The sequence below is a fragment of the Mycobacterium heckeshornense genome, assembly GCF_016592155.1.
Classification (GTDB): domain Bacteria; phylum Actinomycetota; class Actinomycetes; order Mycobacteriales; family Mycobacteriaceae; genus Mycobacterium; species Mycobacterium heckeshornense.
In genome coordinates this window covers 1,546,462-1,572,497 of sequence record NZ_AP024237.1, presented here as the reverse complement: position 1 = coordinate 1,572,497, position 26,036 = coordinate 1,546,462, and the positions used below count along the sequence as shown (strand labels likewise).

General features: G+C 62.9%; 20 protein-coding genes, 3 rRNA genes and 3 pseudogenes. 5 read left to right on the top strand and 21 right to left on the bottom strand.

What is annotated here, in order from left to right; all coding sequences use genetic code 11:
• Positions 1 to 23 precede the first annotated feature (23 nt).
• The 3 genes and pseudogenes from MHEC_RS07620 to MHEC_RS07610 all read left to right on the top strand — a co-directional run.
• Positions 24 to 1,628, top strand: a complete 1,605-nt coding sequence (locus MHEC_RS07620; RefSeq protein WP_048892985.1) for an adenylate/guanylate cyclase domain-containing protein — start codon at positions 24 to 26, stop codon at positions 1,626 to 1,628.
• A gap of 71 nt (positions 1,629 to 1,699) precedes the next feature.
• Positions 1,700 to 2,287 carry a DNA glycosylase family protein gene (locus MHEC_RS07615; protein WP_162490244.1) on the top strand — a complete coding sequence of 196 codons (588 nt, stop codon included), beginning with the start codon at positions 1,700 to 1,702 and terminating at the stop codon, positions 2,285 to 2,287.
• A pseudogene (locus MHEC_RS07610) lies at positions 2,284 to 2,595 on the top strand (methylated-DNA--[protein]-cysteine S-methyltransferase); the annotation flags it as partial. The gene MHEC_RS07615 and the pseudogene MHEC_RS07610, both read left to right, overlap by 4 nt.
• A 25-nt stretch (positions 2,596 to 2,620) precedes the next feature.
• On the opposite strand, the pseudogene MHEC_RS07605 reads toward MHEC_RS07610, so the two are convergent.
• Positions 2,621 to 3,763 (bottom strand): annotated as a pseudogene (locus tag MHEC_RS07605) (IS3 family transposase).
• A gap of 81 nt (positions 3,764 to 3,844) precedes the next feature.
• Here MHEC_RS07605 and MHEC_RS07600 point away from each other — a divergent pair.
• Positions 3,845 to 4,069 (top strand): annotated as a pseudogene (locus MHEC_RS07600) (methylated-DNA--[protein]-cysteine S-methyltransferase); the annotation flags it as partial.
• 49 nt (positions 4,070 to 4,118) lie between these two features.
• On the opposite strand, the gene rrf reads toward MHEC_RS07600, so the two are convergent.
• The 4 genes from rrf to murA all read right to left on the bottom strand — a co-directional run bounded on the left by rrf (position 4,119) and on the right by murA (position 10,674).
• Positions 4,119 to 4,233 (bottom strand): 5S ribosomal RNA (rrf, locus tag MHEC_RS07595).
• Positions 4,234 to 4,295: 62 nt separating this feature from the next.
• A 23S ribosomal RNA gene (locus tag MHEC_RS07590) occupies positions 4,296 to 7,402 on the bottom strand.
• A 258-nt stretch (positions 7,403 to 7,660) separates the two neighbouring features.
• Positions 7,661 to 9,199: ribosomal RNA gene (locus MHEC_RS07585) — 16S ribosomal RNA — on the bottom strand.
• The 16S, 23S and 5S rRNA genes sit together here, the layout of an rRNA operon.
• Before the next feature lie 221 nt (positions 9,200 to 9,420).
• Complete coding sequence (gene murA, locus MHEC_RS07580) at positions 9,421 to 10,674, bottom strand: UDP-N-acetylglucosamine 1-carboxyvinyltransferase (protein WP_048891716.1); 1,254 nt, start codon at positions 10,672 to 10,674, stop codon at positions 9,421 to 9,423.
• 57 nt (positions 10,675 to 10,731) lie between these two features.
• On the opposite strand from murA, the gene MHEC_RS07575 reads away from it, so the two are divergent.
• The gene (locus MHEC_RS07575; RefSeq protein WP_048891715.1) at positions 10,732 to 11,322 is read left to right on the top strand and encodes a cob(I)yrinic acid a,c-diamide adenosyltransferase; all 591 of its coding nucleotides are present in this window, start codon (positions 10,732 to 10,734) and stop codon (positions 11,320 to 11,322) included.
• 24 nt (positions 11,323 to 11,346) lie between these two features.
• Here the strand turns inward: MHEC_RS07575 and MHEC_RS07570 are convergent, their stop codons facing one another.
• The 16 genes from MHEC_RS07570 to fadD1 all read right to left on the bottom strand — a co-directional run bounded on the left by MHEC_RS07570 (position 11,347) and on the right by fadD1 (position 26,008).
• The gene (locus tag MHEC_RS07570) at positions 11,347 to 11,790 is read right to left on the bottom strand and encodes a DUF2550 domain-containing protein (RefSeq protein WP_048891714.1); all 444 of its coding nucleotides are present in this window, start codon (positions 11,788 to 11,790) and stop codon (positions 11,347 to 11,349) included.
• Between the two features lie 8 nt (positions 11,791 to 11,798).
• Positions 11,799 to 12,164 (bottom strand): F0F1 ATP synthase subunit epsilon, encoded by a 366-nt coding sequence (locus MHEC_RS07565; RefSeq protein WP_048891713.1) that lies wholly within the window; start codon positions 12,162 to 12,164, stop codon positions 11,799 to 11,801.
• Positions 12,165 to 12,222: 58 nt separating this feature from the next.
• A complete protein-coding gene (atpD, locus tag MHEC_RS07560) occupies positions 12,223 to 13,806 on the bottom strand; it encodes a F0F1 ATP synthase subunit beta (protein ID WP_235434800.1) in 1,584 nt (527 codons plus the stop codon).
• A 23-nt stretch (positions 13,807 to 13,829) separates the two neighbouring features.
• Positions 13,830 to 14,753, bottom strand: a complete 924-nt coding sequence (locus tag MHEC_RS07555) for a F0F1 ATP synthase subunit gamma (protein ID WP_048891712.1) — start codon at positions 14,751 to 14,753, stop codon at positions 13,830 to 13,832.
• 5 nt (positions 14,754 to 14,758) lie between these two features.
• On the bottom strand, positions 14,759 to 16,411 hold the full coding sequence (atpA, locus tag MHEC_RS07550) for a F0F1 ATP synthase subunit alpha (RefSeq protein WP_048891711.1): 1,653 nt from the start codon (positions 16,409 to 16,411) through the stop codon (positions 14,759 to 14,761).
• Between the two features lie 39 nt (positions 16,412 to 16,450).
• Positions 16,451 to 17,788, bottom strand: coding sequence for a F0F1 ATP synthase subunit B/delta (locus tag MHEC_RS07545; protein WP_048891710.1), 1,338 nt, complete (start codon positions 17,786 to 17,788; stop codon positions 16,451 to 16,453).
• 6 nt (positions 17,789 to 17,794) lie between these two features.
• Positions 17,795 to 18,316: a F0F1 ATP synthase subunit B gene (locus MHEC_RS07540; protein ID WP_048891709.1), complete on the bottom strand. Its 522-nt coding sequence runs from the start codon at positions 18,314 to 18,316 to the stop codon at positions 17,795 to 17,797.
• 9 nt (positions 18,317 to 18,325) lie between these two features.
• Positions 18,326 to 18,580 (bottom strand): F0F1 ATP synthase subunit C, encoded by a 255-nt coding sequence (locus MHEC_RS07535; protein WP_003922242.1) that lies wholly within the window; start codon positions 18,578 to 18,580, stop codon positions 18,326 to 18,328.
• Positions 18,581 to 18,658: 78 nt separating this feature from the next.
• Complete coding sequence (gene atpB, locus MHEC_RS07530) at positions 18,659 to 19,411, bottom strand: F0F1 ATP synthase subunit A (RefSeq protein WP_048891708.1); 753 nt, start codon at positions 19,409 to 19,411, stop codon at positions 18,659 to 18,661.
• A complete protein-coding gene (locus MHEC_RS07525; protein ID WP_048891707.1) occupies positions 19,404 to 19,871 on the bottom strand; it encodes an ATP synthase subunit I in 468 nt (155 codons plus the stop codon). Before MHEC_RS07525 ends, atpB begins: the two co-directional genes overlap by 8 nt.
• A 226-nt stretch (positions 19,872 to 20,097) precedes the next feature.
• Positions 20,098 to 21,306, bottom strand: a complete 1,209-nt coding sequence (locus MHEC_RS07520) for a glycosyltransferase family 4 protein (protein ID WP_048891706.1) — start codon at positions 21,304 to 21,306, stop codon at positions 20,098 to 20,100.
• Positions 21,307 to 21,309: 3 nt separating this feature from the next.
• Entirely contained in the window at positions 21,310 to 21,963 is a 654-nt protein-coding gene (locus tag MHEC_RS07515; protein WP_048891705.1) for an L-threonylcarbamoyladenylate synthase, read from the bottom strand.
• The gene (gene prmC / locus MHEC_RS07510) at positions 21,960 to 22,808 is read right to left on the bottom strand and encodes a peptide chain release factor N(5)-glutamine methyltransferase (protein WP_048891704.1); all 849 of its coding nucleotides are present in this window, start codon (positions 22,806 to 22,808) and stop codon (positions 21,960 to 21,962) included. The genes MHEC_RS07515 and prmC overlap by 4 nt, the downstream gene beginning before the upstream one ends.
• Positions 22,805 to 23,878, bottom strand: coding sequence for a peptide chain release factor 1 (gene prfA, locus MHEC_RS07505; RefSeq protein WP_048891703.1), 1,074 nt, complete (start codon positions 23,876 to 23,878; stop codon positions 22,805 to 22,807). The genes prmC and prfA overlap by 4 nt, the downstream gene beginning before the upstream one ends.
• 78 nt (positions 23,879 to 23,956) lie before the next feature.
• Entirely contained in the window at positions 23,957 to 24,214 is a 258-nt protein-coding gene (gene rpmE, locus MHEC_RS07500; protein ID WP_048891733.1) for a 50S ribosomal protein L31, read from the bottom strand.
• Between the two features lie 174 nt (positions 24,215 to 24,388).
• Positions 24,389 to 26,008, bottom strand: coding sequence for a fatty-acid--CoA ligase FadD1 (gene fadD1 / locus MHEC_RS07495; RefSeq protein WP_048891702.1), 1,620 nt, complete (start codon positions 26,006 to 26,008; stop codon positions 24,389 to 24,391).
• Between the last annotated feature and the right edge of the window lie 28 nt (positions 26,009 to 26,036).

Here is a 26,036-nt window from a genome sequence, read left to right as displayed (position 1 = left end):
CGACAAATTAGGCTGGCGCCACCATGATGGCCAAGACGACGGCGGCGCAACGGCTGGGCCGTGTACTGGAGAAACTGACACACCAGAGCGGCCGGTTAACCGAGCCCCCGGAATATGGCTCATGGCTGCTCGGTCGGGTCTCGGAAAGCCAGCGCCGCCGACGGGTGCGGATCCAGATCATTCTGACCGTCTTCATTTTGGTGGTCAGCCTGGTCGGAATCGGTGTCGACCTACTCATTGTCACGGTCGCTATTCCCGTACCCAGCCTGTTCACCGAGGCGCCACCGTGGCTCACCTTCGCGGTGGCGCCGGGCTACATCGTGATAGCCGTGATGGTGGGCACCTACTGGATCACCCGGCGAACCGTGACGATGCTGCGGTGGGCGATCGAGGAACGCAAACCCACCCCTGCCGACGAGCGCAACACGTTTATGGCCCCGGCGGGCGTAGCGGTCATCAGCCTCATTTTGTGGGGGTTAGGGACGGCATTGATGACGCTCCTCTACGGGCTCGCCAACACGATGTTCATCCCGAAAATCTTGTTCTCCGGCAGCTTCTGCGGCGTTATGGTCTCCACCGCCTGCTATTTGTTCACCGAATTCGCTCTGCGTCCAGTTGCCGCCCAGGCACTGCAGGCCGGACCCCCGCCACGGCGGTTGGCGCACGGAATCATGGGCCGCACCATGGTGGTCTGGATGCTCGGCTCGGGGTTGCCGGTGATCGGCATCGCACTCACGGCGTTTTTCGCACTGACGCTTCGGAACTTAACCGAGACCCAGTTCGGCGTTGCGGTGCTGATGCTGGCGGCGGCAACACTGATATTTGGATTCCTGCTGATGTGGATCCAGTCCTGGCTGATCGCGACACCAGTTCGAGTTGTGCGGGCCGCGCTGAAGCGTGTCGAGCAGGGGGATCTACGCGGCGACCTGGTGGTGTTTGACGGCACCGAGCTCGGGGAGCTGCAGAGCGGCTTCAATGCGATGGTCAACGGGTTGCGGGAACGAGAACGCCTCCGCGACATCTTCGGACGCCATGTCGGTCGGGAGGTGGCGGCGGCCGCAGAACGAGAGCGACCCAAGCTGGGTGGCGAAGAGCGCCATGTCGCGATCGTCTTCGTCGATATCGTCGGCTCGACGCAGCTAGTGACGAGCCGACCAGCCACCGAAGTCGTCCAGTTGCTCAACCGGTTTTTCGCGGTGATTGTCGACGAGGTCGACCGTCATCGGGGACTGGTCAACAAGTTCGAGGGTGACGCTGTGTTGGCCGTTTTCGGTGCTCCGAACCGGCTGGAGTGTCCAGAGGACAAGGCCCTGGCCGCCGCTCGAACCATCGCCGATCGATTGGAACGCGAGGTCCCCGAGTGCCAGGCCGGGATCGGGGTGGCGGCCGGACAGGTCGTCGCCGGCAACGTCGGCGCGAAGGAACGGTTTGAATACACTGTGATCGGCGAACCGGTCAACGAAGCGGCCCGGCTCTGTGAACTAGCGAAATCTCAGCCCACCCGGTTACTGGCGTCGTCGGAAACGGTCGATGCTGCGAGCGAAAAAGAGCGTGCGCGTTGGTCTTTGGGCGAGACAGTAACGTTGCGTGGCCACGACCAGCCCACCCGCCTGGCCGCTCCGGTCTAGGGCAGGCTCGGGGGTCTGGTCCGACCACGATGTCGTATTGCCGCTAGTGATGTCGGTGGGCAGGTGTAATCGTGTCAAGCGTGCATGAAGATTTCGACCGCTGCCATCTGACCGTCCAGTCCAGGGACGGCACTGGAGACCGCGAGCGCGACGGGGACCTCGCCGGGCGGGTCGGGTATACCGCACGCCAACTGGAGTGGCTGCTGCAGGCCGAAGTTGGTGCTGGCCCGCTCGCGATAGCCCGCGCCCGGCAAACGCAGACCGCGGACCCCGAAGCGGTAACTGAAGTGCTGGACCGGGATCCCGGTTCGGGCCCGCTGGCCGCCAGGGCACCCGGACAGCGGATCCCGCGCAACGTCGACGCGGCTGAGCCGACGGCACGTGTCGGTTTGGGCCAACAGAGGTCCACGCGGACGGCGCGGACCCACGCGGGCGGGCTGGCCGCACTCGTTAGTGGGCTCACCGGCGGCAGCGTCGTCTTCGACGCCGGCTGCGACTGGGAACGCACGCGCCGACAATTATTGGCGTTGCCCGGGCAACGACGGACGCCGGCCGCGCGAAACCAGCGATGGCGACCATGGCGACCCTACGCCACTCAGCATCTGTGGACCGCGCTTGACCACCCAGTGAACCGCTGGCCGGCGCAGGAGACAGCGTGATTCTCTACCGCACCGTCGATAGTCCGATTGGTCCGCTGACATTGGCCGGTCGTGGGCCAATCCTGACCCAGTTACGCATGGTCAATCAAACCGCCGGGCCCAACCGCGCCCAGTGGGTGTCCGATGACCGGGCGTTTCCGGATGTAGTCGAGCAGCTGGAGGCGTACTTCGCTGGCCAGCGCACCACATTTGACATCCAACTCGAACTACGGGGCTCACAGTTCCAACGACAAGTATGGGAGGCACTGCTGACCATCCCGTACGGCGAAACCAGTGGCGAGTCCCCGATACTGAGTCCACCCGGTTCTAGAGTCGGGTTTTGTTGTTCTGGATTCAGTTGATTTCGCAGGCCACAGGGGTGTGGGTGTGGCTGCATCGGGCAGCGTACTCGGCCGGGGTGAGGTAGCCCAGCGCGGAGTGACGATGCCGGTGATTATGTTCGTGCTTGAAGTCACCGATGACTACTCGGGCCTCCAGCAGGTTGGTCCAGTGGTTGCGGTTGAGGCACTCCTTCCTGAGCCTGCTGTTGAACGATTCGATGTAGGCGTTGTCCCACGGCGCTCCGGGTGGAATGTAGGACAATCCGACTGTGCCGTCACAAAACTGTTGCAACGCTTGCGAAATCATCTCCGGGCCGTTGTCCATGCGCAGCACCAGCGGCGGTCCACCGGCGGAGGCGAACACCCGCTCGAGTTCATCGACGAGACGCTCGCCGGTAATCGAGCGCTCCACGATGTTCAGCAGCGATTCGCGAGTGTGCTCGTCGACCATCGACGCGATCTTGACAGCCTTGCCGTCGATGGTGGAGTCGAACTGAAAATCGATCGCCCACACCACCTTGGGTGCGTCCGCGACGACCTGCGGCGCCGACGACACCCCGCGCGCTTACGCGGCGAATACGCCCGCCGCTGCAGTCCTTCCTCACGCCACAGCCGGTGGACCTTCTTTTGTTGACCTCACGGCCCTCATCGTGGCGCAACGCCGCCCAGGCGCGCCGAAACCCATGGCAGGGATGTTTGGTGGCATACGCGCGCAGCCAGACCCGCAGATCGGCATCCGGGTCGGCCGGGGTCGCCGCGACCGGAGTGCGCCGGTAGGTAGAACGAGCCAGCCCAACCGCCTTGCACGCCAACCGCTCCGACATGCTCAACACCTCTTTGAGCATGTCCACGGCGCGACGCTTGGCGGCCGGGCTCAGAATTTTCCCTTCGCAACCTCCCGCAACGCATCCTTCTCCAACTCCGCCTCGGCCAAAAGCCGCTTCAACCGCGCGTTCTGCTCCCGCAACTCCTTGAGCTGCCTGGCGGCATCGATATCCATCCCGCCATAGGTGCGGCGCCAGTTGTACAGCGTCGCCGCCGACACCTCCAGCTCGGCGGCGATCTCCTCACCGGTCTTGCCCGCCGCGGCCAGCTCGTCCGCGCGGCGCAGCTTGCGCACGATGTCCTCCGCGGAATGCCGCTTCCGACCACCCATGTGTTTCATCATCCCTTCCAGCCCCATCCACGGGGCCACAGGACTCTAAAACAAGGCGGACTCATTCACCGGGAACACCCCACCAGGTCATACGGAGAAATCGCCGAGCAAATTGGTGCACCGGGCGCGGCCCGGGCTGTCGGATTTGCCAATGGAAGCAACCCGATTGCAATTATCGTGCCTTGCCACCGGGTAATCGGCGCCGGCGGGGGCCTTACCGGATACGGCGGCGGACTCGACCGGAAAAAGGCCTTGCTTGAATTGGAAAAACGCCGGACAGCGACAAGCCCAACGTTATTCGATTGAACAGGGCAAATGGTAAGCACCCCCTTTTGGTGTGGGGGTGCTTTTGGGTGTTCGGCGGTGTCCTACTTTTCCACCCGGGGTGGGTAGTATCATCGGCGCTGGCAGGCTTAGCTTCCGGGTTCGGGATGGGTCCGGGCGTTTCCCTGCCGCTATGGACCGCCGTAACTTTATTTTGTTTGTGTTGTGTGGGGTGGGGGTGTGGTGTGGTGTGGTGTGGTTGCGTGGTGTGGGTAAGTTTTCGGCCGGTTAGTGCCAGTTCCCTGCGCCTATTGCTAGGTGTGTAGGTCTGGTCTATTGATCCCGTGTTCTGCGGGGGGCCTTATCCCTCTGAAAGGGTGAGAAGCCTGGTCTTGGAAGGGGTTTCCCGCTTAGATGCTTTCAGCGGTTATCCTTTCCGAACGTGGCTATCCAGCGGTGCCCCTGGTGGGACAACTGGTGGACCAGAGGTTCGTCCGTCCCGGTCCTCTCGTACTGGGGACAGGTTTCCTCAGGCTTCTGACGCGCGCGGCGGATAGAGACCGAACTGTCTCACGACGTTCTAAACCCAGCTCGCGTGCCGCTTTAATGGGCGAACAGCCCAACCCTTGGGACCTGCTCCAGCCCCAGGATGCGACGAGCCGACATCGAGGTGCCAAACCATCCCGTCGATATGGACTCTTGGGGAAGATCAGCCTGTTATCCCCGGGGTACCTTTTATCCGTTGAGCGACACCCCTTCCACTCGGGGGTGCCGGATCACTAGTCCCGACTTTCGTCCCTGCTTGACGTGTGGGTCTTGCAGTCAAGCTCCCTTGTGCACTTGCACTCGCCACCTGATTGCCGTCCAGGTTGAGGGAACCTTTGGGCGCCTCCGTTACCGTTTGGGAGGCAACCGCCCCAGTTAAACTACCCGCCAGGCACTGTCCCTGAACCCGGTTCAGGGTTCGAGGTTAGAAGCCCAATACGGCCAGAGTGGTATTTCAACGACGACTCCACGCAAACTGGCGTTTGCGCTTCACAGTCTCCCACCTATCCTACACAAGCCGCATCGGACTCCAATACCAAGTTGTAGTGAAGGTCCCGGGGTCTTTTCGTCCTGCCGCGCGTAACGAGCATCTTTACTCGTAGTGCAATTTCGCCGAGTCTATGGTTGAGACAGTGGAGAAGTCGTTACGCCATTCGTGCAGGTCGGAACTTACCCGACAAGGAATTTCGCTACCTTAGGATGGTTATAGTTACCACCGCCGTTTACTGGGGCTTAAATTCTCCGCTTCACCCCCCGGAGGGGGTTGACGGGTCCTCTTAACCTTCCAGCACCGGGCAGGCGTCAGTCCGTATACCTCGTCTTGCGACTTCGCACGGACCTGTGTTTTTAGTAAACAGTCGCTTCTCCCTGGTTTGTGCCACCCCCTGCCGCTGCCGGCCGCGCGGGCCTTGACGGTGTGGGGGTCCCCTTCTCCCGAAGTTACGGGGGCATTTTGCCGAGTTCCTTAACCATAGTTATCTCGTACGCCTCGGTATTCTCTACCTGACCACCTGTGTCGGTTTGGGGTACGGGCCGTGCGTGCGCTCGCTAGAGGCTTTTCTCGGCAGCAGAGGATCACCGAATTCGCCTCAACCGGCTATGCATCACCTCTGAGGATCAATGACATCCGGATTTGCCTAGATGTCTCCCTACGGGCTTGCCCCAGTATTACCACTGACTGGTACGGCTACCTTTCTGCGTCACCCCGTCGCTTACCTACTAGCGGACCGGGCCCCACGCAGCGGGCGACCCCCAACACCCCGAAGGGCGCCGGTTAGCCACCGTTTGGGTGGTTAGCAGATCCGATTCGGTATGGGCGCGCACCCACGGGTACGGGAATATCAACCCGTTATCCATCGACTACGCCTGTCGGCCTCGCCTTAGGTCCCGACTCACCCTGGGCGGACTGGCCTGGCCCAGGAACCCTTGGTCTTCCGGCGGGCAAGGTTCTCACTTGCCTTAACGCTACTCATGCCTGCATTCGCACTCCCCCCACCTCCACCGTGGATCACTCCACGACTTCCCCGATGAAGGGACGCTCCCCTACCCAACACTGTCGTGTTGCCGCGGCTTCGGCGGTGTGCTTGAGCCCCGCTACATTATCGGCGCACAATCACTTGACCAGTGAGCTATTACGCACTCTTTCAAGGATGGCTGCTTCTAAGCCAACCTCCTGGTTGTCTTCGCGATCACACATCCTTTCCCACTTAGCACACCCTTAGGGGCCTTAGCCGGCGATCTGGGCTGTTTCCCTTTCGACGCGCGAAGCTTATCCCCCGCCGTCTCACTGCCACACTTACCACACCGGCATTCGGAGTTTGGCTGACGTCAGTAACCTAGTCGGGCCCATCGGCCATCCAGTAGCTCTACCTCCGGTGTGAACCATGCAACGCTGCACCTAAATGCATTTCGGGGAGAACCAGCTATCACGGAGTTTGATTGGCCTTTCACCCCTACCCACAGCTCATCCCCTCAGTCTTCAACCTAAGTGGGTTCGGGCCTCCACGCGGTCTTACCCGCGCTTCACCCTGGCCATGGGTAGATCACCCCGCTTCGGGTCCACAACATGCCACTACACCCCACCAACGGGGATACGCCCTATTCAGACTCGCTTTCGCTGCGGCTACCCCACCCGGGTTAACCTCGCGACATGCCAGTGACTCGCAGGCTCATTCTTCAAAAGGCACGCCATCACCCCACCCGGGGGCTTTGACGGATTGTAGGCACACGGTTTCAGGTACTCTTTCACTCCCCTCCCGGGGTACTTTTCACCATTCCCTCACGGTACTGATCCGCTATCGGTCATTGGGACGTATTTAGGCTTACCGGGTGGTCCCGGCCGATTCACAGCAGATTCCACGGGCCCGCTGCTACTCGGGACACGCCACAGGCAGGCGCAGGATTTTCACGTACCGGGCTCTCACCGTCTACGGCAGACCATCCCAGGCCACTTCCGCTAACCCCACACTTGCTCACTGCCCGCCAGGGGTAGCCCCAGCCGCGGCGCTCCCACAACCCCGCACACACAACCCCTACCCGGTCTTTCATGCGCGCGGTTTAGCCTCCTCCGCGTTCGCTCGCCACTACTAACGGAATCACCTGTTGTTTTCTTCTCCTACGGGTACTGAGATGTTTCACTTCCCCGCGTTCCCCCCGCACCCTATCCATTCAGATGCGGGTGACACGACATCACTCGTGCCGGGTTACCCCATTCGGACACCCTCGGATCCACGCTCGGTTGACAGCTCCCCGAGGCTTATCGCAGCCTCCCACGTCCTTCATCGGCGCCCAATGCCAAGGCATCCACCATGCGCCCTTACACACTTACAAACACCAGAAAACACACGACAAAAACCGCTACCACAGTCTTTGCCAGATGCTCGCAACCACTATCCAACACTCAAACACCACACCCCGCCACCACGCGAGGCAACAACACCACCAACCCCAAACGGCCCCGGTGTTGTCTCAAAACCCAACAGTGTGCCGGTGATCACTGTCTGCCGCCAAACACCCGGCCCGACGCCACCACAGCGCCGAACCCTCCACACCCCACCAACACGGGGTGCAATCCACGGTGCTCCCTAGAAAGGAGGTGATCCAGCCGCACCTTCCGGTACGGCTACCTTGTTACGACTTCGTCCCAATCGCCGATCCCACCTTCGACCACTCCCTCCCAAACGGGTTGGGCCATGGGCTTCGGGTGTTACCGACTTTCATGACGTGACGGGCGGTGTGTACAAGGCCCGGGAACGTATTCACCGCAGCATTGCTGATCTGCGATTACTAGCGACTCCGACTTCACGGGGTCGAGTTGCAGACCCCGATCCGAACTGAGACCGGCTTTACAAGGATTCGCTTAACCTCACGGCATCGCAGCCCTTTGTACCGGCCATTGTAGCATGTGTGAAGCCCTGGACATAAGGGGCATGATGACTTGACGTCATCCCCACCTTCCTCCGAGTTGACCCCGGCAGTCTCCCATGAGTCCCCACCATCACGTGCTGGCAACATGGGACAAGGGTTGCGCTCGTTGCGGGACTTAACCCAACATCTCACGACACGAGCTGACGACAGCCATGCACCACCTGCACACAGGCCACAAGGGAACGCCTATCTCTAGACGCGTCCTGTGCATGTCAAACCCAGGTAAGGTTCTTCGCGTTGCATCGAATTAATCCACATGCTCCGCCGCTTGTGCGGGCCCCCGTCAATTCCTTTGAGTTTTAGCCTTGCGGCCGTACTCCCCAGGCGGGGTACTTAATGCGTTAGCTACGGCACGGATCCTTCAGGAAAGAACCCACACCTAGTACCCACCGTTTACGGCGTGGACTACCAGGGTATCTAATCCTGTTCGCTCCCCACGCTTTCGCTCCTCAGCGTCAGTTACTGCCCAGAGACCCGCCTTCGCCACCGGTGTTCCTCCTGATATCTGCGCATTCCACCGCTACACCAGGAATTCCAGTCTCCCCTGCAGCACTCCAGCCTGCCCGTATCGCCCGCACGCCCACAGTTAAGCTGTGGCATTCCACGAACAACGCGACAAGCCGCCTACGAGCTCTTTACGCCCAGTAATTCCGGACAACGCTTGCACCCTACGTATTACCGCGGCTGCTGGCACGTAGTTGGCCGGTGCTTCTTCTCCACCTACCGTCACCACAACAAAAGCTGCGGCTTCGTCGATGGTGAAAGAGGTTTACAACCCGAAGGCCGTCATCCCCCACGCGGCGTCGCTGCATCAGGCTTGCGCCCATTGTGCAATATTCCCCACTGCTGCCTCCCGTAGGAGTCTGGGCCGTATCTCAGTCCCAGTGTGGCCGGACACCCTCTCAGGCCGGCTACCCGTCGTCGCCTTGGTAGGCCATCACCCCACCAACAAGCTGATAGGCCGCGGGCCCATCCCACACCACTACCACACGCTTTCCACCACACCACATGCATGGCGCGGTCCTATCCGGTATTAGACCCAGTTTCCCAGGCTTATCCCGAAGTGCAGGGCAGGTCACCCACGTGTTACTCACCCGTTCGCCACTCGAGCACCCACCGAAGCGGGCCTTTCCGTTCGACTTGCATGTGTTAAGCACGCCGCCAGCGTTCGTCCTGAGCCAGGATCAAACTCTCCAAACAAAACCACTCAGAGAAAACCCCGACAAAAAACACACCACACCCCAACACGGGGAAAATCAGGGCACGGCAAAAACAACAAACAAAACCACCAACACACTATTGAGTTCTCAAACAACACCCGCCAACAGGCAACCCTGCAACTATACTCCGCCGCAGGGCAAGCGTCAACTCTTTTTGCGTCGCCCCGTTTCTCGGAGAGACGCGGGTTCTCGAACTGGTCGTTATTCTACGCGTTCGATCTCGGCGCCGAGACTAACGAGGTTTTCCACGAACAACGGATAGCCCCGGTCGATGTGAAAGACGTCGTGGACCTCGGTGTCGCCGTCAGCCACCAGTCCGGCCAGCACCAGGCCGGCCCCGGCGCGGATGTCCGAACACCACACCGGCGCACTGGAAAGTTGCGGGAGGCCCCGCACCACGGCATGGTGCCCGTCGGTGCGCGCGTCGGCACCGAGTCGGATCATCTCCTCGACGAAGCGGAACCGCGCTTCGAACACGTTCTCGGTGATCATCGATGTCCCGTCGGCGATCGAGGCCAAAGCGATCGCCATCGGCTGCAGATCGGTCGGGAACCCCGGGAACGGCAACGTCGCGACGTTGACGGCCTTCGGACGCTCGTACTGAACAACCCGGAAGCTGTCGTCGGTCTGCGTGATGGTGGCGCCGGCGTCGTGCAACTTGTGCAGCACCACCTGCAGATGAGAGGGGTCGACACCGGTGACCGTGATATCGCCGCGGGTCATGGCCGCGGCGATCCCCCAGGTGGCGGCGACGATGCGGTCACCGATCACCCGGTGCTCGGTGGGGTAGAGCCGCGGTACCCCGGTGATCTTCATCGTCGGCGAGCCTGCGCCCTCCACCTGTGCGCCCATCTGATTCAACATCGTGCACAGGTCGACTACATCGGGTTCGCGTGCCGCGTTGTGAATGGTCGTCACACCGTCGGCCAGCACCGCGGCCATCAGGATATTTTCGGTGGCGCCTACCGACGGAAATTCCAGCTGAATCTCCGCGCCGCGCAACGTTTCCGCTTGAGCGACCACACAGCCGTGCTCGATGTTGCAGTCCGCCCCCAGCTGTCGCAGACCCGCCTGGTGCATGTCCAGAGGCCGCGATCCGATGGCATCACCACCTGGAAGTGCGACCTTCGCGCGCTTGCACCGGCCGACCAGCGGACCCAACACACACACCGAGGCCCGAAACTGCCGTACCGCCGCGAAATCGGCGTCGTACTTGAGCTCGTCAGGGGAGGTGATCCGCACGGTCGAACCTGACAGTTCCACCCTCGCGCCCAGGCCGCGAAGTACCTCGGCCATCAATGGGACGTCGAGGATGTCTGGACAGTTGGTGATCGTGCTGGTGCCTTCGGCCAACAGCGCGGCCGCCATCAGCTTAAGCACGCTATTCTTGGCGCCCCCGACAGCAACTTCGCCCGATAACCGGTTCCCGCCGGTCACCACGAAACGCTCGCCCACTCGGGCCAGTTTAGTGAGGCGGTACCGGCCTGTCAGTCAGCCCAGTACGTTTGAGGTATGGCCGTTCACCTCACCCGCATCTATACCCGCACCGGCGACGACGGAACTACCGGTTTGAGTGATTTCACCCGGGTCTCGAAAAACGATCTCCGACTGGTCGCATATGCCGACTGCGACGAAGCGAACGCAGCAATCGGTGTCGCCATCGCGATAGGCCAGCCGGACGAGCAAATCGCTGATGTACTCCGGCAAATCCAAAACGACCTGTTCGATGCCGGGGCGGACCTCTCGACTCCCGTGGTAGAAAATCCCGAACATCCGCCGCTGCGAATCACCCAGGCCTACGTCGACCGGCTGGAGAAGTGGTGCGACCAGTACAATGCTGATCTGCCGGCCTTGAATTCGTTTGTGTTGCCTGGTGGTTCACCGTTGTCTGCGCTATTGCACGTCGCACGCACCGTGGTGCGTCGCGCCGAGCGCTCAGCCTGGGCAGCGGTGGACGCCTATCCATCAGGAGTCAGCACGCTGCCGGCAAAGTATCTGAACAGGCTCTCAGACCTGCTCTTCATCATGTCGCGACTGGCCAACGCCGATGGCGACGTACTCTGGCAGCCAGGCGGTGGGCAAACGGGGCAGCCTGAGAACTGAAGTCCCATCAGAGATTCGGCGGTCTTACATGGTGCGGCGGCGCGCACGCGGTGACGGGCGGGATTCTAACCATGACAGGAACGCGGTCAAAGCACCGCGGTCCAGCGCGATTTCGTAACCCCACCTCCGATCCTGGGTAGCGTCACGTAATTCCAGCACGACGATCTCGTCGGTCATGATGTCGAACTCATCGCCGCGCGGTGAACGGCGCGCGATAATTTCGATCCCTCGTCTGCTGAGCCGGCGATCGGGCCACCAGCGCACGCTGGACAACCGATAAAACACAGCTTCACCGCCGCGGTAGCGGACCACGCCGTGCCGCCACCCCTGACCTCCTACGGCCGGCGTGTCGCGCAGAATTGCCGCCGTACCGCCCTGGCGGAGCTTCCACAGCCGATAGCTGAGGACAACGACGGCCAGAAATAGCACACAAACCAGCGCGACCATGATCATCATGGGCGCGCTCATCGGCGCCGCTAGTCCAGTACACCCAAGGCGCGCAACCTGGCTCGGCCCTGTGCGGCGATCCGCGGATCGCCGGACTGGGCGTCATGCCTGGCGGTCGCCTCGTCGATCTCGGATGCGAACTCAGCAGATTCGGCGAGAATGGTGACACCTTGCTCGGTCACCGACAAGAACCCCCCGTGCGTTGCGATGCGCAAATCCTCCTCGCCCTCGCGTTCGACGCGGACCATCGCATCCTCGACCAGCTGGGCTACCAACGGGATATGCCTTGGCATAATTCCGATCTCGCCGACAGTGGTGCGAGTGAAGATAAATGTTGCCTTGCCCGACCACATCTTTCGGTCGACGTCAACGATATCGACGTCCATTTCGGCCACGTCAGATCACCCCTCGGCGACGCAAGCCGATACTGTCGAAAGATACGCTCATCGCCCGCTAGTCGCCTTCGTCCGATTTGTGTTTGTTCCCGGCCTGGTTAGCGCCGCTCGATGTACCGGCGCTTTCGTCCTTCTTGGATCCCCCGTTTTTGCGGCTGCTGCCTTCAAGTTTTGCGCCGAATTTCTCTGCCTTCTTGGCCAAGTCGTCGAGGCCACCGATCAAGAAGAACGCCTGCTCCGGCACATGGTCGAACTCGCCTTTGCACAGCCGGTCGAACGCCTCGATGGTTTCCTTGACCGGCACCGTCGAGCCGGGTACCCCGGTGAACTGCTCGGCTGCCATCATGTTCTGCGACAAAAACCGCTCGATGCGCCGGGCGCGCTGCACCAACTGCTTGTCTTCCTCGGACAACTCGTCGATGCCGAGAATCGCGATGATGTCCTGAAGATCCTTGTACCGCTGCAAAATCCGGATAACCTCCTGCGCCACCCGATAGTGCTCATCACCGACGATGCCCGGATCCAGGATTGTCGAGCTGGACGCCAGCGGGTCGACAGCAGGAAAAATGCCTTTGGAGAACACCGTGCGGCTCAGCTCGGTGGTGGCGTCCAGGTGCGCAAAGGTGGTCGCCGGCGCGGGGTCGGTGTAGTCGTCGGCAGGTACGTAGACAGCCTGCATCGACGTGATCGAGCGTCCCCGAGTCGACGTTATTCGCTCCTGCAGCTCACCCATCTCGTCGGCCAGTGTCGGCTGGTAACCCACGGCCGACGGCATTCGACCCAGCAGCGTAGACACCTCGGAGCCGGCCTGGGTGAAACGGAATATGTTGTCGATGAACAACAGTACGTCCTGACCCTGCTCGTCACGGAACCATTCGGCCATGGTCAGCGCCGACAACCCCACCCGCATGCGGGTTCCCGGCGGCTCATCCATCTGACCGAAAACCAGCGCGGTGTCCTTGAGCACGTTTGCTTCGCGGAGCTCAACCCACAGGTCATTGCCCTCACGGGTGCGTTCACCCACCCCCGCGAACACCGATGTGCCGCCGAAGTTGCGGGCGATGCGGTTGATCATCTCCTGGATCAGGACCGTCTTGCCCACACCGGCCCCGCCGAACAGCGCGATCTTGCCGCCGCGTACGTACGGCGTCAGCAAATCAACGACCTTCAGGCCGGTCTCGAGCATCTCGGTGCGCGGCTCGAGCTCATCGAACCGCGGCGGCTTGCGGTGGATCGGCCAGTGGTCGAAATCTTTGCCGTAGCCCTCGTCGTCCAGACAGTCGCCCAGGGCGTTGAACACGTGGCCCTTGACGCCTTCACCTACCGGCACCGAGATCGAGGTACCAGTGTCGATGACTTCGACGCCGCGCACCAATCCGTCGGTGGGCTGCAAAGAAATGCAGCGCACCAGGTTGTCGCCGAGGTGTTGACCAACCTCTAGCGTCAGGGTTTTCGCGAGCGCTTCAAACGTGACGTCGACGTGCAGGGCGTTGAACAGGGCCGGCACCGAACCGCGCGGGAATTCTACGTCGACCACGGGCCCGGTGACTCGCACCACGCGTCCGTTGCTGTCAGTGCTTTTGCCGTTACCCACAACACCGCGGCTTTCTTTGTAGGTGGACTTCTCGGTAGTAGTTGCCATGTCGTTTCGCTTCCTTATTGGGCTTACCTGCCGACAGCTTCGGCCAACGCGTTTGCACCACCGACGATTTCGCTGATTTCCTGGGTGATCTGGGCCTGTCGCTCACGGTTGGCTTCCAGCGTCAGGGCTTTGATGAGATCGTCGGCGTTGTCGGTGGCTGATTTCATCGCCCGCTGCCGTGACGCCAGCTCGGAGGCTGCCGCTTCGAGCAGCGCGGCGTAGACACGAGTGGTCAGGTATCGCGGTAACAACGACTCGAATAGCGTTGTCGCGTCCGGTTCGAACGAATAGAGCGTTCGCACTGTAGGCGGTTCTTCGACGTACTCCACGACCATGGGTGCGATCCGCCGCGCTTCAGCCGATTGCGACAACATCGACTTGAACTCGGTAGCAACGATGTGCAGCTCGTCTACACCTTCAGCGTCTGACTCGCGGGCCTTGCTACCTTCGTCGGTGCCGGCCATGAATGCCTCGACGAGCGTCGAGGCGATTTCCACGGCATTCTCGTACTTAGGCTGCTCCGAAAACCCCGTCCACGATTCGGTGATGTCCCAATTGCGGAAACTGTAGTAGCTCAGTGCTTTACGACCGACAACGTACAGCACCGGGGCCTTGCCTTCTGAGCGGAGCAGCGAGAAGAGTTCCTCGGCGCGGCGAAACACACTGGCGTTGTATGCGCCGCACAGGCCCCGATCAGAGGACACCACCAGAACCCCCGCGCGCTTAGGTTCGGGGCGCTCGACGAGCAGCGGATGATCTAGCGCGGCTTCGGTGGCCAAAGTGGTGAGCATGTGGGTGATTTCGGCGGCATAGGGCCGTGCCGCCTCAAGCCGGGCCTGTGCCCTGGCGATACGCGAGGTCGCGATCAGCTCCTGCGCCCTGGTGATCTTTTTAATTGACCCCGCAGAACGAATCCGTCCGCGTAACTCACGAAGTGTGGCAGCCACTTTTGCTACTTCTTCTTCTTCTTCGGTGCGGGCTTGTGAACCTGCACCGCTTCCTTACCCAGTTTCTCTTCGTCGAGCGCCTCGACGTGCTCGTCGGGCACCACCGAGACGCCGCTGGTTGTCGCGAAGCCCTTCTTGAATTGGTTGACCACCTCGGCCAGCCTGTCACTGAGCTCGTCGGTGAGCTTTTGGGATTCGCGGAGCTCTTTGAGGATGTCCTCCTCGGAGGCCCGGACGTGGTCGAGGAATTCGCTTTCGAAGCGTCGGACGTCTTCCACCGGCACCGAGTCGAGGTGGCCCTGGGTTCCCAGGAAAATCGAGACTACCTGCTCCTCGACGGGCATCGGCTGGTACTGCGGCTGTTTCAGCAGCTCGACCAGACGTTCGCCCCGTTCTAGCTGAGCCTTTGAGGTGGCGTCCAGGTCGGAGGCAAAGGCGGCGAAGGCTTCCAGTTCCCGATACTGCGACAGGTCTAGGCGCAACGACCCGGCGACGTCCTTCATGGCCTTGATCTGCGCGTTGCCGCCTACCCGCGACACCGATACCCCGACGTTGATCGCCGGGCGCACCCCCTGATTGAACAGGTCGGTCTCCAGGAAACACTGCCCGTCGGTGATCGAGATGACGTTGGTCGGAATGTAGGCCGAGATGTCGTTGGCCTTCGTTTCGATGATCGGCAGCCCGGTCAGCGAACCGCCCCCGAGTTCGTCGGACAGCTTGGCACACCGTTCCAGCAGCCGTGAGTGCAGGTAGAAGACGTCGCCCGGGTAAGCCTCGCGGCCCGGGGGGCGGCGCAGCAGCAACGAGATGGCCCGGTAGGCCTCGGCCTGCTTGGACAGGTCGTCGAAGACGATCAACACATGCTTGCCCTGGTACATCCAATGCTGGCCGATTGCCGAACCGGTATATGGCGCCAGCCATTTGAATCCGGCAGACTCCGAAGCCGGCGCGGCGACAATCGTCGTGTAGTCCATTGCGCCACCCTCTTCGAGGGCCCGGTGCACCGCGGCAATGGTGGTACCCTTCTGCCCGATCGCCACGTAGACGCAGCGCACCTGCAGCTTCTCGTCTCCGCTCTCCCAGTTCTGACGCTGGTTGAGGATGGTGTCGACGCAGACGGCGGTCTTGCCGGTCTTGCGGTCGCCGATGATCAGCTGCCGCTGGCCGCGGCCGATCGGGGTCATCGAGTCGATGGCCTTGATGCCGGTCTGCAGCGGCTCTTTCACACCCTGACGTTGCACCACCGAGGGGGCCTGGATTTCCAACGCCCGGCGGGTTTCGGCGGGGATGTCGCCGCGGGCGTCGATGGGCTGCCCGAGCGGATTGACGACCCGGCCCAAAAATCCGTCACCGACCGGGACGGACAGCACCTGTCCGGTGCGCTTGACCTGCTGGCCTTCCCCGATCTTCTCGAATTCGCCGAGGATCACCGCCCCGACGCTGTGCTCGTCGAGGTTGAGCGCCACGCCCAGAATGCCTCCGGGAAACTCGAGCAGCTCTTGGGTCATCACCGAGGGCAAACCCTCGACATGCGCGATGCCGTCCCCGGCGTCGATGACGGTGCCGACTTCCTCGCGGGCCGTTTCGGAGGTGAAAGAGCTCACATACTCCTCGATGGCGCCCTGGATGTCGTCCGGGGAGATTGTCAACTCGGCCATTGCTATTCGTCTTCCTGCTCGATGTGATGGCTGGTTCTATCAGTCGGGGAGCTGGCTCTCGGCGGCGGCGAGACGAGACGAGAGCGTACCGTCGATCACCTCGTCGCCGACAGTGATCGCCAGCCCGCCCAGCAGTTTGGGTTCGATCTGCATCTGGACCGTCACGGGATGACCGTAAATACGGCTCAAGATTTCGGTGAGGCGGGTCCTCTGGGCGTCGTCGAGTTCCGCCGCGGCGCTGACGTGAGCCACGATTTCGCCACGCCGGGCTACCGCCACTTCGGCAAGTTCGAGTACTGCCTCCTCGGCCGGTTTGCCGCGGGTCAGTTGCACCGTCTGCGCCAGCAGTGCGGCCGTGATCGCGTTGACCCCCCCTGCCCTGTCGAGCACATTGCGCAGCAACTCGACCCGCCGGTCGGCGGGCGTGCCGTAATCGCCGAGCAGCAAGGCAAGACGCGGCTGGGCAGCCAAAACCCGACTGAACCGGAACAGCTGGTCTTCCACCTCATCGACTTGGCCGGCCCGTTCGGCGCGCGCCAACCATGCTTGCCGCGCTAGATGTTCGACGGCGTCGACCAAATCCGAACTGGCAGACCAGTGCTCGGTGACCGCCGCCCGAAGCACCTCGAGGGCTGGCTCGCCAACCGTGTCGGCCACCAACCGCTCAATCAGGCGAATTCTGGGTCCGGCGTCTTCGCCCGGCAGGGTCAGATACCTAGTCACCACCGTTTCGCGATGCAGCAGCTGCACCGCCGCCGCCAGGTCGTCGGCCAGATTCGACAACCCCCGGTCGTCGACGTGGTCGGCTACCTCCTCGAACCGCTGCACCAGGTTACCCAGTGCCAGGCGACTAGCCGAGCGCATCTTCGCCAACACGGGATACTTGACGCCTGTCTGCGACGGCGCCATGGCGTCGAGCTCGTCCAGGAACCGATCGACGGTGGCGGATTGCCGCGCGGTATCGGCGACATGCTCGCGCACCAATTCGCCTGCCCGCTGCACGGATTCATACCCGAGGTCTTGTCGAAGCTGTCGGACAAGCTGAGCACGCAACAGCTCGACCTGCTTGGCGCCTTGCACTTTGATGCGTTCGACTTCGGCGTCGGCCTGGTCGCGCAGCTGTTCGGCAATGCGCCCGGCGTCGGCGCGGGCCTCGTCGATGATGCGTTGTGCCTCAGCCTTGGCCTCCTCGACCGCGTTGGCATGCGCCCGGCTGGCTTCCTCCAGCCGCTTTGCCGCTTCCGCTGCCTCGTCCAGTTCCTGCTGGACAGCCTTCTGTCGGTCCGTCATCAGCCCGCGCACGGGCGGCACGACGTAGCGCCATAGCAAGAACACGATCACCGCGAATCCGGCCAGCTGCCCGATAAACGTCGACATTGCCGCTTACCGCTCCGATCCCGCGGGCGCCGCCGAGGCGATATCGACGCCGAGGATTCGCCGCGCCAAGGTCGCCGACATGGTTTCTACGTGGGAACGCAGATCCGCCGCCACAGCGTCGCCCTCTTGTTTCAGCCGCTCGCTGGCGCTTTGCAGAGTCGCGTTCACCTCTTCTTCGGCACGGGCCCGCATCTCCTCCAAGACCTTGCGGCCCTCGGCGCGGGCGCTGTCGCGGATGGCCGAGGCCTCGAGCCGGGCCTGCGCCATCGCGTTTTCATAGTCGGCGCGTGCGGCAGCGAATTGCTCGTCCGACCGCCTGTTGTCGGCCAACGTCTTGTCGACCATGTATTCGCGCTCACGCAGCACTTTCATGATCGGCGGCACGACGAAAGTGCCGATGACGCCAAGCACAATCAGGAAGATGACCAGCACGACGAAGAAAGTGCCGTTGGGGAGGAGGAAGTTGTTGCTGCCGCCCTCCCCGGCTGCCTGGCCCGCGGCCAGGACGATGGCGCTCATATCCCCCATCTCAGCGGATTACTTGACCGGGGTGGCGAAAACGAACAGCGCCATGAAGGCCAGGTTGATGAAGTACATGGCCTCCACCAGGCCGACGGTGATGAAGAACGGAGTGAAAAGCCGCCCCTGCGCTTCCGGCTGGCGGGCAATGCCTGAGATCAGTGCGTTACCGGCGACACCGTCACCGATCGCGGCACCGACCGCACCCCCGCCCAGGATCAATCCGCCGCCGATGAGGGCGCCAGCGGCGATTTGTGGATCTAACGCTGCCATTCCATATCCTCCTTGATGTCTGGTAGCCGTCTACCAAGCTCTCGTGGTGGTGACCCGGTGTGCCATTTCGAGGCTGCCTTATCCGTGCTCCTCTTCCAGCTCCATCGCCTGAGCGAAGTACAAGATCGTCAACAGCGCAAAAATAAACGCCTGGATGAACCCGACGAACAAGTCAAACGCCTTCCAGATTGCGTTGGGTGCCCACAAGATATACGGCGGAAATAGCGCGATCAGCGCCACCATGATCCCGCCGGCAAAGATGTTTCCGAAGAGTCGCAGCGACAGCGAGATCGGCTTCGCGACTTCCTCGACCATGTTGATCGGCGCCAGCGCCGCGACATGCCCCTTGAGCAACTTGACCGGATGGCCCAGGATGCCGCGTCGCGCGATTCCCGCCGTGTGGTAGCACACAAAGACGAAGAGCGCCAACGCTAACACGTAATTGATGTCGGCCGCCGCCGGCTTGAGCAGCTCGGTGGGATGCCCGTTTTGGGTGACCTGCAGCGGCAGCACAGCGAGCCAGTTCGAGATCAGGATGAACACGAAGATGGTGACCGCCAGCGGCAGCACGAAGGGGGCGATCCGCATGCCGATCGTGCTCTCGATCTGGTTGCGCATCTGGATGGTGATCGCCTCGAAGAACAACTGCACCCCGCTGGGCACGCCGGTCGCGGTGACCTTGGCGCGCAAATAAAATGCGAGGGCGATCACGATCACCGCGGCGATTACGGTCGAGAGCACTGTGTCGGTGTTGACCGTGAGCCCGAACCATTTGGCTGTGGTGTGCTCGCCGACTTCGATTTGCGCGTCAGCCAAAATTGTCTCAATCATCGCTGTGTGCCGTCCCTTCCGTGCGCTCATCGCCCGAAGCCGACTGCGTGGCTCCGGTGCGCAACTTGTTCCACACCGGCAGTGCGGTCGAAGCCACGAGCAACACCTGAAACAGTGCCAGTCCGAACACCACCCCTAGCCCGGCAGGGCGGAAAGCAAACGCAATGGCCAGACCGATCACGGTGAGGAACGCCAGCCGTGTCGCCGAATTCAGCGCCATGCTCCTTTTCAGCGGATGCGCCTTAGCCGTGATCACCGACACCGACCGCGCCACCAGGACGGCGTTGAGCAAACCCATGAGCAGACCGATGCCAAAGAACACACCCAGCATCAGGTTTCCGAGCCAGTGAGCGATCGGGATGGCGGCGGCGGTCAGCGCGACAGATATCAGAAGCAGACGGACCGGCCGGAACGCAACAGAGGGAAACACCAACGGCGCGTCTTGCGCTGGCGTCGTCACTGCTGCACCTCAATCCCGGGTATGGGGGAGTCGCCTGGCTGATCGTTGCTCGGCCCGTAGAGCGTATCGGAGGGCCGTCGTCGCGCTGGAATCACCCAAGGGATAGCTCCCTATGTCGGTCGTACAGCGGCCCGCTCGGAGAACTCTCCGACGGCCGGGTGGGCCGGCAACCCGCGAGGTTCATTCGGGGTTCTACCTGCACCGTACCACATCAAAGGCTGTCCTACTACTCCTCGTCGTAGATATCGTCGCGACGGCGGAGCAGAGGCACCAACGTGGCGACAACCGCAATCGCGATCGCCGCCAGCATCACTGCTGCGGTGTCGCGCGGGTTGAAGAAAATCGTGCTCGCGGTGCCGAACGCTACGATGGCTACCCACAGATAGATCAGCAGCACCACTCGCCGGTGCGAATGCCCGATCTGCAGCAGGCGATGATGCAGGTGCATCTTGTCGGGACTGAACGCGCTGCGCCCGGCGCGGGTGCGCCGCACGATCGCCAGCAGCAGGTCGAGCATCGGCACAAACATCACCGCCACCACCAGCAGGAAGGGCGACAGCAAAGCGAACACATCACGCGCGCCGTAAGCGTTCTGCGATATCGGTCCCGCAGCGGTGGTCGACGCAGCGGCCAACATCAGCCCGATCAGCATCGAACCGGAGTCACCCATGAAGATCTTGGCCGGGTAAAAGTTATGCGGCAGAAAGCCCAGACATGCCCCGGCAAGTACCACTGAGATCACCGCCGGGGGGTAGAACAACACGTCGCCCCCGTGGTCGCGCAGTAAGCCGACGGAGAACATGCAGATCGCCAGCGCCGTGATGAGGCCCAACCCTGCGGCCAATCCGTCGAGCCCGTCGACGAAGTTCATCGCGTTGACGATCGACACAGTCAGCGCCAGGGTGAGCAGGATCGAGGAGACTTGGTCCAACACGATGGTGCCGACGGCGCCGAGCGGGATATAGAGCACGCTCCAGGCCACGCCCATGGTGACCAGCACGCTGGCCGCGGTGATCTGGCCGGCGAACTTCGTAAGGGCGTCCAGACCCCACCGGTCATCGATCAGCCCGATGCCCATGATCACCGCACTCGCCACCACCACCGCGGGCATGCCCGAGGAATAGACGAAACCTCGGGTCAGGGCCGGAAGCTGGGATGCCAAAAAGACCGCGGACACGACGCCCAGGAACATCGCAAGCCCACCCATCCTGGGCGTCGGTGTGACATGTACGTCGCGTTCCCGGGGATAGGCCACCGCCCCGAATCGGGTGGCCATCACCCGCACCGGCCCGGTCGTGAAATAGGTGACGATCGCAGCGGTCAGCCCGACGAGCGCAAGTTCGCGCAGCGGGACTCCCGCGCCGCGGTCGGACAAGGCGAGCAGGCCGGCGGCCAGGCTGTCGGCATCGCTAACCACGCCGAGACCGTACTGCACGGGTCAGTCCGTCAAACTCGCAGGATCCAAGCCGAGGACCCGTCCGATGGCCTCGGCGCTGACCGGTCCCGAGCGCAGGATGCGGGGGCTAAGGCCAGTCAAGTCCACAATCGTGGAGGCTGTCTGCTCGGCGGAGGGGCCCGCGTCGAGGTAGACGTCGACGAGGTCGCCGAGTTGGCGCCTGGCGTCGTCGACGACGACCGCGGGCGGTTGACCGGAAATGTTGGCGCTGGACACCGCCATCGGCCCGACTTCGCGCAGCACCTCGATCGCCACCGGGTGCAACGGCATACGCAGCATCACGGTGCCGCGGGCATCGCCGAGATCCCATTGCAGCGACGGAGCGTGTTGGATCACTAGGCTCAGCGCGCCGGGCCAGAAGGCGCGGATCAGTTGCCGCGCCGCCTCCGGTACGCTGAGGGCCAGTCCGTCGATGGTCTGCCAGGAGCCGACCAACACGCCGACCGGCATGTCACGCCCGCGTCCCTTGGCCGCCAGCAGCGCGGCCACGGCAGACCCGTCGAAAGCGTCGGCGCCGATGCCGTAGACGGTGTCGGTCGGCATGACCACCAGCCTGCCGCTCTTGACGGCCTTGACCGCTGATGCGATACCGCGGGAGCGCTGACCGGGGTCCCGACAGTCGAACAGTTCGGTCACCGCTTACCCGTCCTGCGGGCGGTGACAAACCGCGGTCGGCCCGCGAAGTCTCGTCGAGCAACGATGTCGTCGAAACACCTTGTTTTGACAATCATTTCGACAGTTTGCGCCGATGCCGCGTCGTCGTGCTCGACGGCGAACAGACCACCCGGGCGCAAAAAGCGTCCGGCGATGTCGACCACGGCGCCGATCACCATCATCCCGTCCGGCCCCCCGAACACCGCGTGCGGTGGATCATGTTGAGCTACTTCAGTTTCCAGTGAAGCACAGTCCGGGATGTAAGGCGGGTTGGCGACCAGGAGGTCGACCTTACCGTCAAGATCGGGAAGCAGACCCGGGGCTGTGACGTCAGCAAGGATGACTTCGATGGCGGTGCCCGCTGCGTTGCAACGGGCGTAGTCAAGCGCGGCCACAGAGTCGTCGACGGCGATCACCCGCGCCCCCGGCCAGTGCCGGGCTAACGCGACCGCCAGAGCGCCGGATCCGGTGCAGAGGTCAACGATCACCGGCCCGGCCCCAAGCCGTTGCGTGCAAGCCCACTCCAGCATGGCCTCGGTTTCGGGGCGCGGGATAAACACGCCGGGGCCAACCCGCAACGTCACCGGGCCGAAGGCCACCGTCCCGGTGAGATGCTGAAGCGGCACCCGCCGGGACCGCGCATTGATCAGGTCGTGGTACTGGTCGAAGAATTGATCATCGGGCGGGTCGAGCAGCGGCAACCGGCCACGCTCGACCCCGGCCAGGTGTGCGGCCAGCTCCTCGGCGTCATAGCGCGCCGAGTCGATGCCCGCCTTTGCGAGCACCGCTGCCGCGCAGGCGATTGCCTGTCGCAATTGCGTCGTCATGCCTGCTGCAATCGCGCCTGCCGGTCGGCGGCGGCCAGTGCGTCGAACAACGCGTCCAGGTCACCGTCGAGAACCTGATCGAGATTGTGTGCTTTGTACCCGATCCGGTGATCGGTGATGCGGTTTTCCGGAAAGTTGTAGGTCCGGATGCGTTCGCTGCGGTCCACGGTGCGGATCTGGCTCGCCCGGTCCGCGGATGCGTCCGCCAGTGCCTGCTCCTCGACCATCGCCTGCAGCCGCGCCGCCAGCACCTGCAGTGCGCGGGTCTTGTTTTGCAATTGCGAGCGCTCGTTTTGGCAGGTGACGACGATTCCGGTGGGTAGATGGGTGATTCGCACCGCGGAGTCGGTGGTGTTGACGCCCTGTCCGCCCTTGCCCGAGGATCGGTAGACGTCGATGCGCAGATCTGACTCATCGATCTGCACCTCGCCGATTTCCTCGGGTTCGGGGTATACCAGCACCCCGGCCGCCGAGGTGTGCACTCTGCCCTGCGATTCGGTCACCGGCACCCGCTGCACCCGGTGCACGCCGCCTTCGAACTTCATCCGCGACCACACCCCGTCCGGGGAGTCGCCCTTGCTCGCGATGGATAGTGTCGCGTCTTTGTAGCCGCCCAGGTCTGAAGTGGTTTCGTCGAGGACCGTCACCGTCCAGCCGCGGCGCTCCGCGTAGCGGATGTACATCCTGGCCAGGTCGGCAGCGAACAGCGCCGACTCCTCCCCGCCTTCACCGGACTTAACCTCCAGCACGATGTCGTCGGGATCATGCGGATCACGCGGCGCCAACATGTCGGTGAGTTGGGTGTCCAGCTCGGCCACCCGCGTTTCCAGTTCGGCCACCTCAGCGGCAAACGACTCATCGGAGCTTGCCAGTTCCCGGGCGGTCTCCAGGTCGCCGCGCGCCGACTCCAGTTTGCGGTAGGCGGCGACGATCGGCGCCAGCTGTGCGAAGCGGCGTCCGGCTTTGCGGGCTGCGGCAGGATTGCTGTGCAGTTCGGGGTCGGCCAACCGACGCTCGAGATCAGCGTGTTCGGCAAGCAGCGCGTCGATCGCCTGCACGCTTTGCGTCATGTCAACCTCCTGCCCCGAACACCAAACGACGCCCGGCCTCCGCGGAGTTCCGCGACAGTTCGGGCGTCGGTCAGCCGGCTACTTGTCGGCCTTGGCCTTCTCGACGTGGGCTTCTTTGTCGGCGCCGGTCTTGCGCTTGCCGTACCGCTTCTCGAAGCGAGCCACCCGTCCGCCGCTGTCGAGGATCTTCTGCTTGCCCGTGTAGAACGGATGGCACTGCGAGCACACCTCCACCACGATGCGACCGCTCTCTTTGGTGCTGCGGGTCTGGAAGGTGTTGCCGCAGCTGCACACAACCGTGGTCTCGACGTATGGCGGGTGAATGCCGGATTTCATGATGTCCTTTTCGATCGTGGCCGCCGGGTCGCCTACAACCCGATCCGGCGGTGAGGTCTGAACTGCCAACCTGAGCTTGCCCGGGATGTCTGGCGGTCGATTATGCCAGGTCAACCACCATAGGCCCAAAACACCCGAATGAGCCCGGGCATTCCCGGTCGAGTGACGCGGCAGCTAACCGTGGCTTACCTCGTAGGCCTTTTGGTCGCTTGGACGGCGATCCACGACGACGTAGCTGTTGCCGCGTCCCACCCGCGTCCACAGCACGCCGCCATCGGGTCTGGCACCCCGCGCGATCAACTCGCGCTTTAGGACCTTGTTGGTTGCCGTAGTCGGTAAGCGATCGGTGAGCCAGACATGCCTCGGCCACGCCTTCGGTGACAGGTCGGGCTGCGCCGCGAGGAACCCGCCGAACTCTTCGGGTGTCAGATCGGCGTTGTCTTGCAACACAATTGCAGCCATCACCTGGTCGCCGACATGCTCGTCGGGCACTGCGTAGACCGCGACGTGGTTGATCGCCGGCAGCCGCTGCAGGATACGTTCGATGGGCGCGGTGGTCATGTTTTCCCCGTCGACGCGCAACCAGTCCGCGCTCCGCCCCGCGAAGTAGATCCAGCCATCCGTGTCTCGATAAGCGAGGTCGCCCGACCAGAACATGCCGTCCCGAAGCCGGGCGCTTGTGGCTTCGGGATCGTTGTAGTAGCCGGCGAACAAGCCGGCTCCCGACGTATTGACCAGTTCGCCGATCGCTTCCTCAGGATTGGCCAGGGCGCCGTGGTCGTCGAATACGGCCGGCGGGCATTCGGTACCGGTCTGCGGGTTGTAGATCGCGACGCCGGGAAAACCGCGGCCCAACGACCCTGGCGGACAGCCGTCTTCGCGGGTGATGATGATCGCGCCCTCGGTGGACCCGAACCCGTCCCATACCGTGCAGTCGAAGCGCCGGCTGAATTCGGCGATATCACGATCGCTGGCCTCGTTGCCGAACGCCACCCGCAGCGGGTTGTCGCGGTCGTCGGGCTGCTCGGGTGTGGCAAGCACGTAGGCCAACGGCTTGCCGACATAGTTCATGAACGTCGCCCCGTAGCGGCGCAGGTCGGCAAGCAACCGGGATGCCGAGAATTTGGCCGGAACCATGGCCGCACCGGCTCCCACCGCCACGCTCCACCCGGCCAGCAACGCGTTGGAGTGGAACAGCGGCATCGACAGGTAGCAGACATCGTCCGCGGTGATCTCGAACCGCTCGATTAATGCCGAGCCGGCGAAAAGGACCGTCAAATGTGTTACCTGCACTGCTTTCGGCTCACCGCTGGTCCCCGACGTGAAGATCATCATGAAGGTGTCACCCGCAGCGACCTCGCGGTGGGGTGTCAGCGGACCAGCCGACGCCAGCAACTCCGACCAATCACCGCTCGAGGTGTCGAATACCTGCACACCGGGCAACTCCAGACCGTCGAGCAGATCCCGGTGCTCGCGATCGGTAAGCAGGAGCTGGCAGTCGGCGCGCAGAATGTCGTTTGCCAGCGCAGCCCCGCGGCGGGTGTCGTTGATCCCGCAGAGCACATATCCGCCCAGCGCCGCGGCGGACATAGCCGTCAGCATCTCAGGAGTGTTGCCCAGCAGCGCCCCGACGTGCAGCGGCCGCCGGGGATCTGCGATGCCGAGCAACGCCGCCGCCATCGTGGCCGCCTCGGCCAGATGCTCGCGCCACGTCCACACCCGGTCGCCGTACTTCACCGCTCGCGTCGGATCGTCGATCCGCTCGCGCAACAGCTGCTGGATGGTTTCGGCCACGGCTCATCACTTTAAGCGGGGCCGGTGT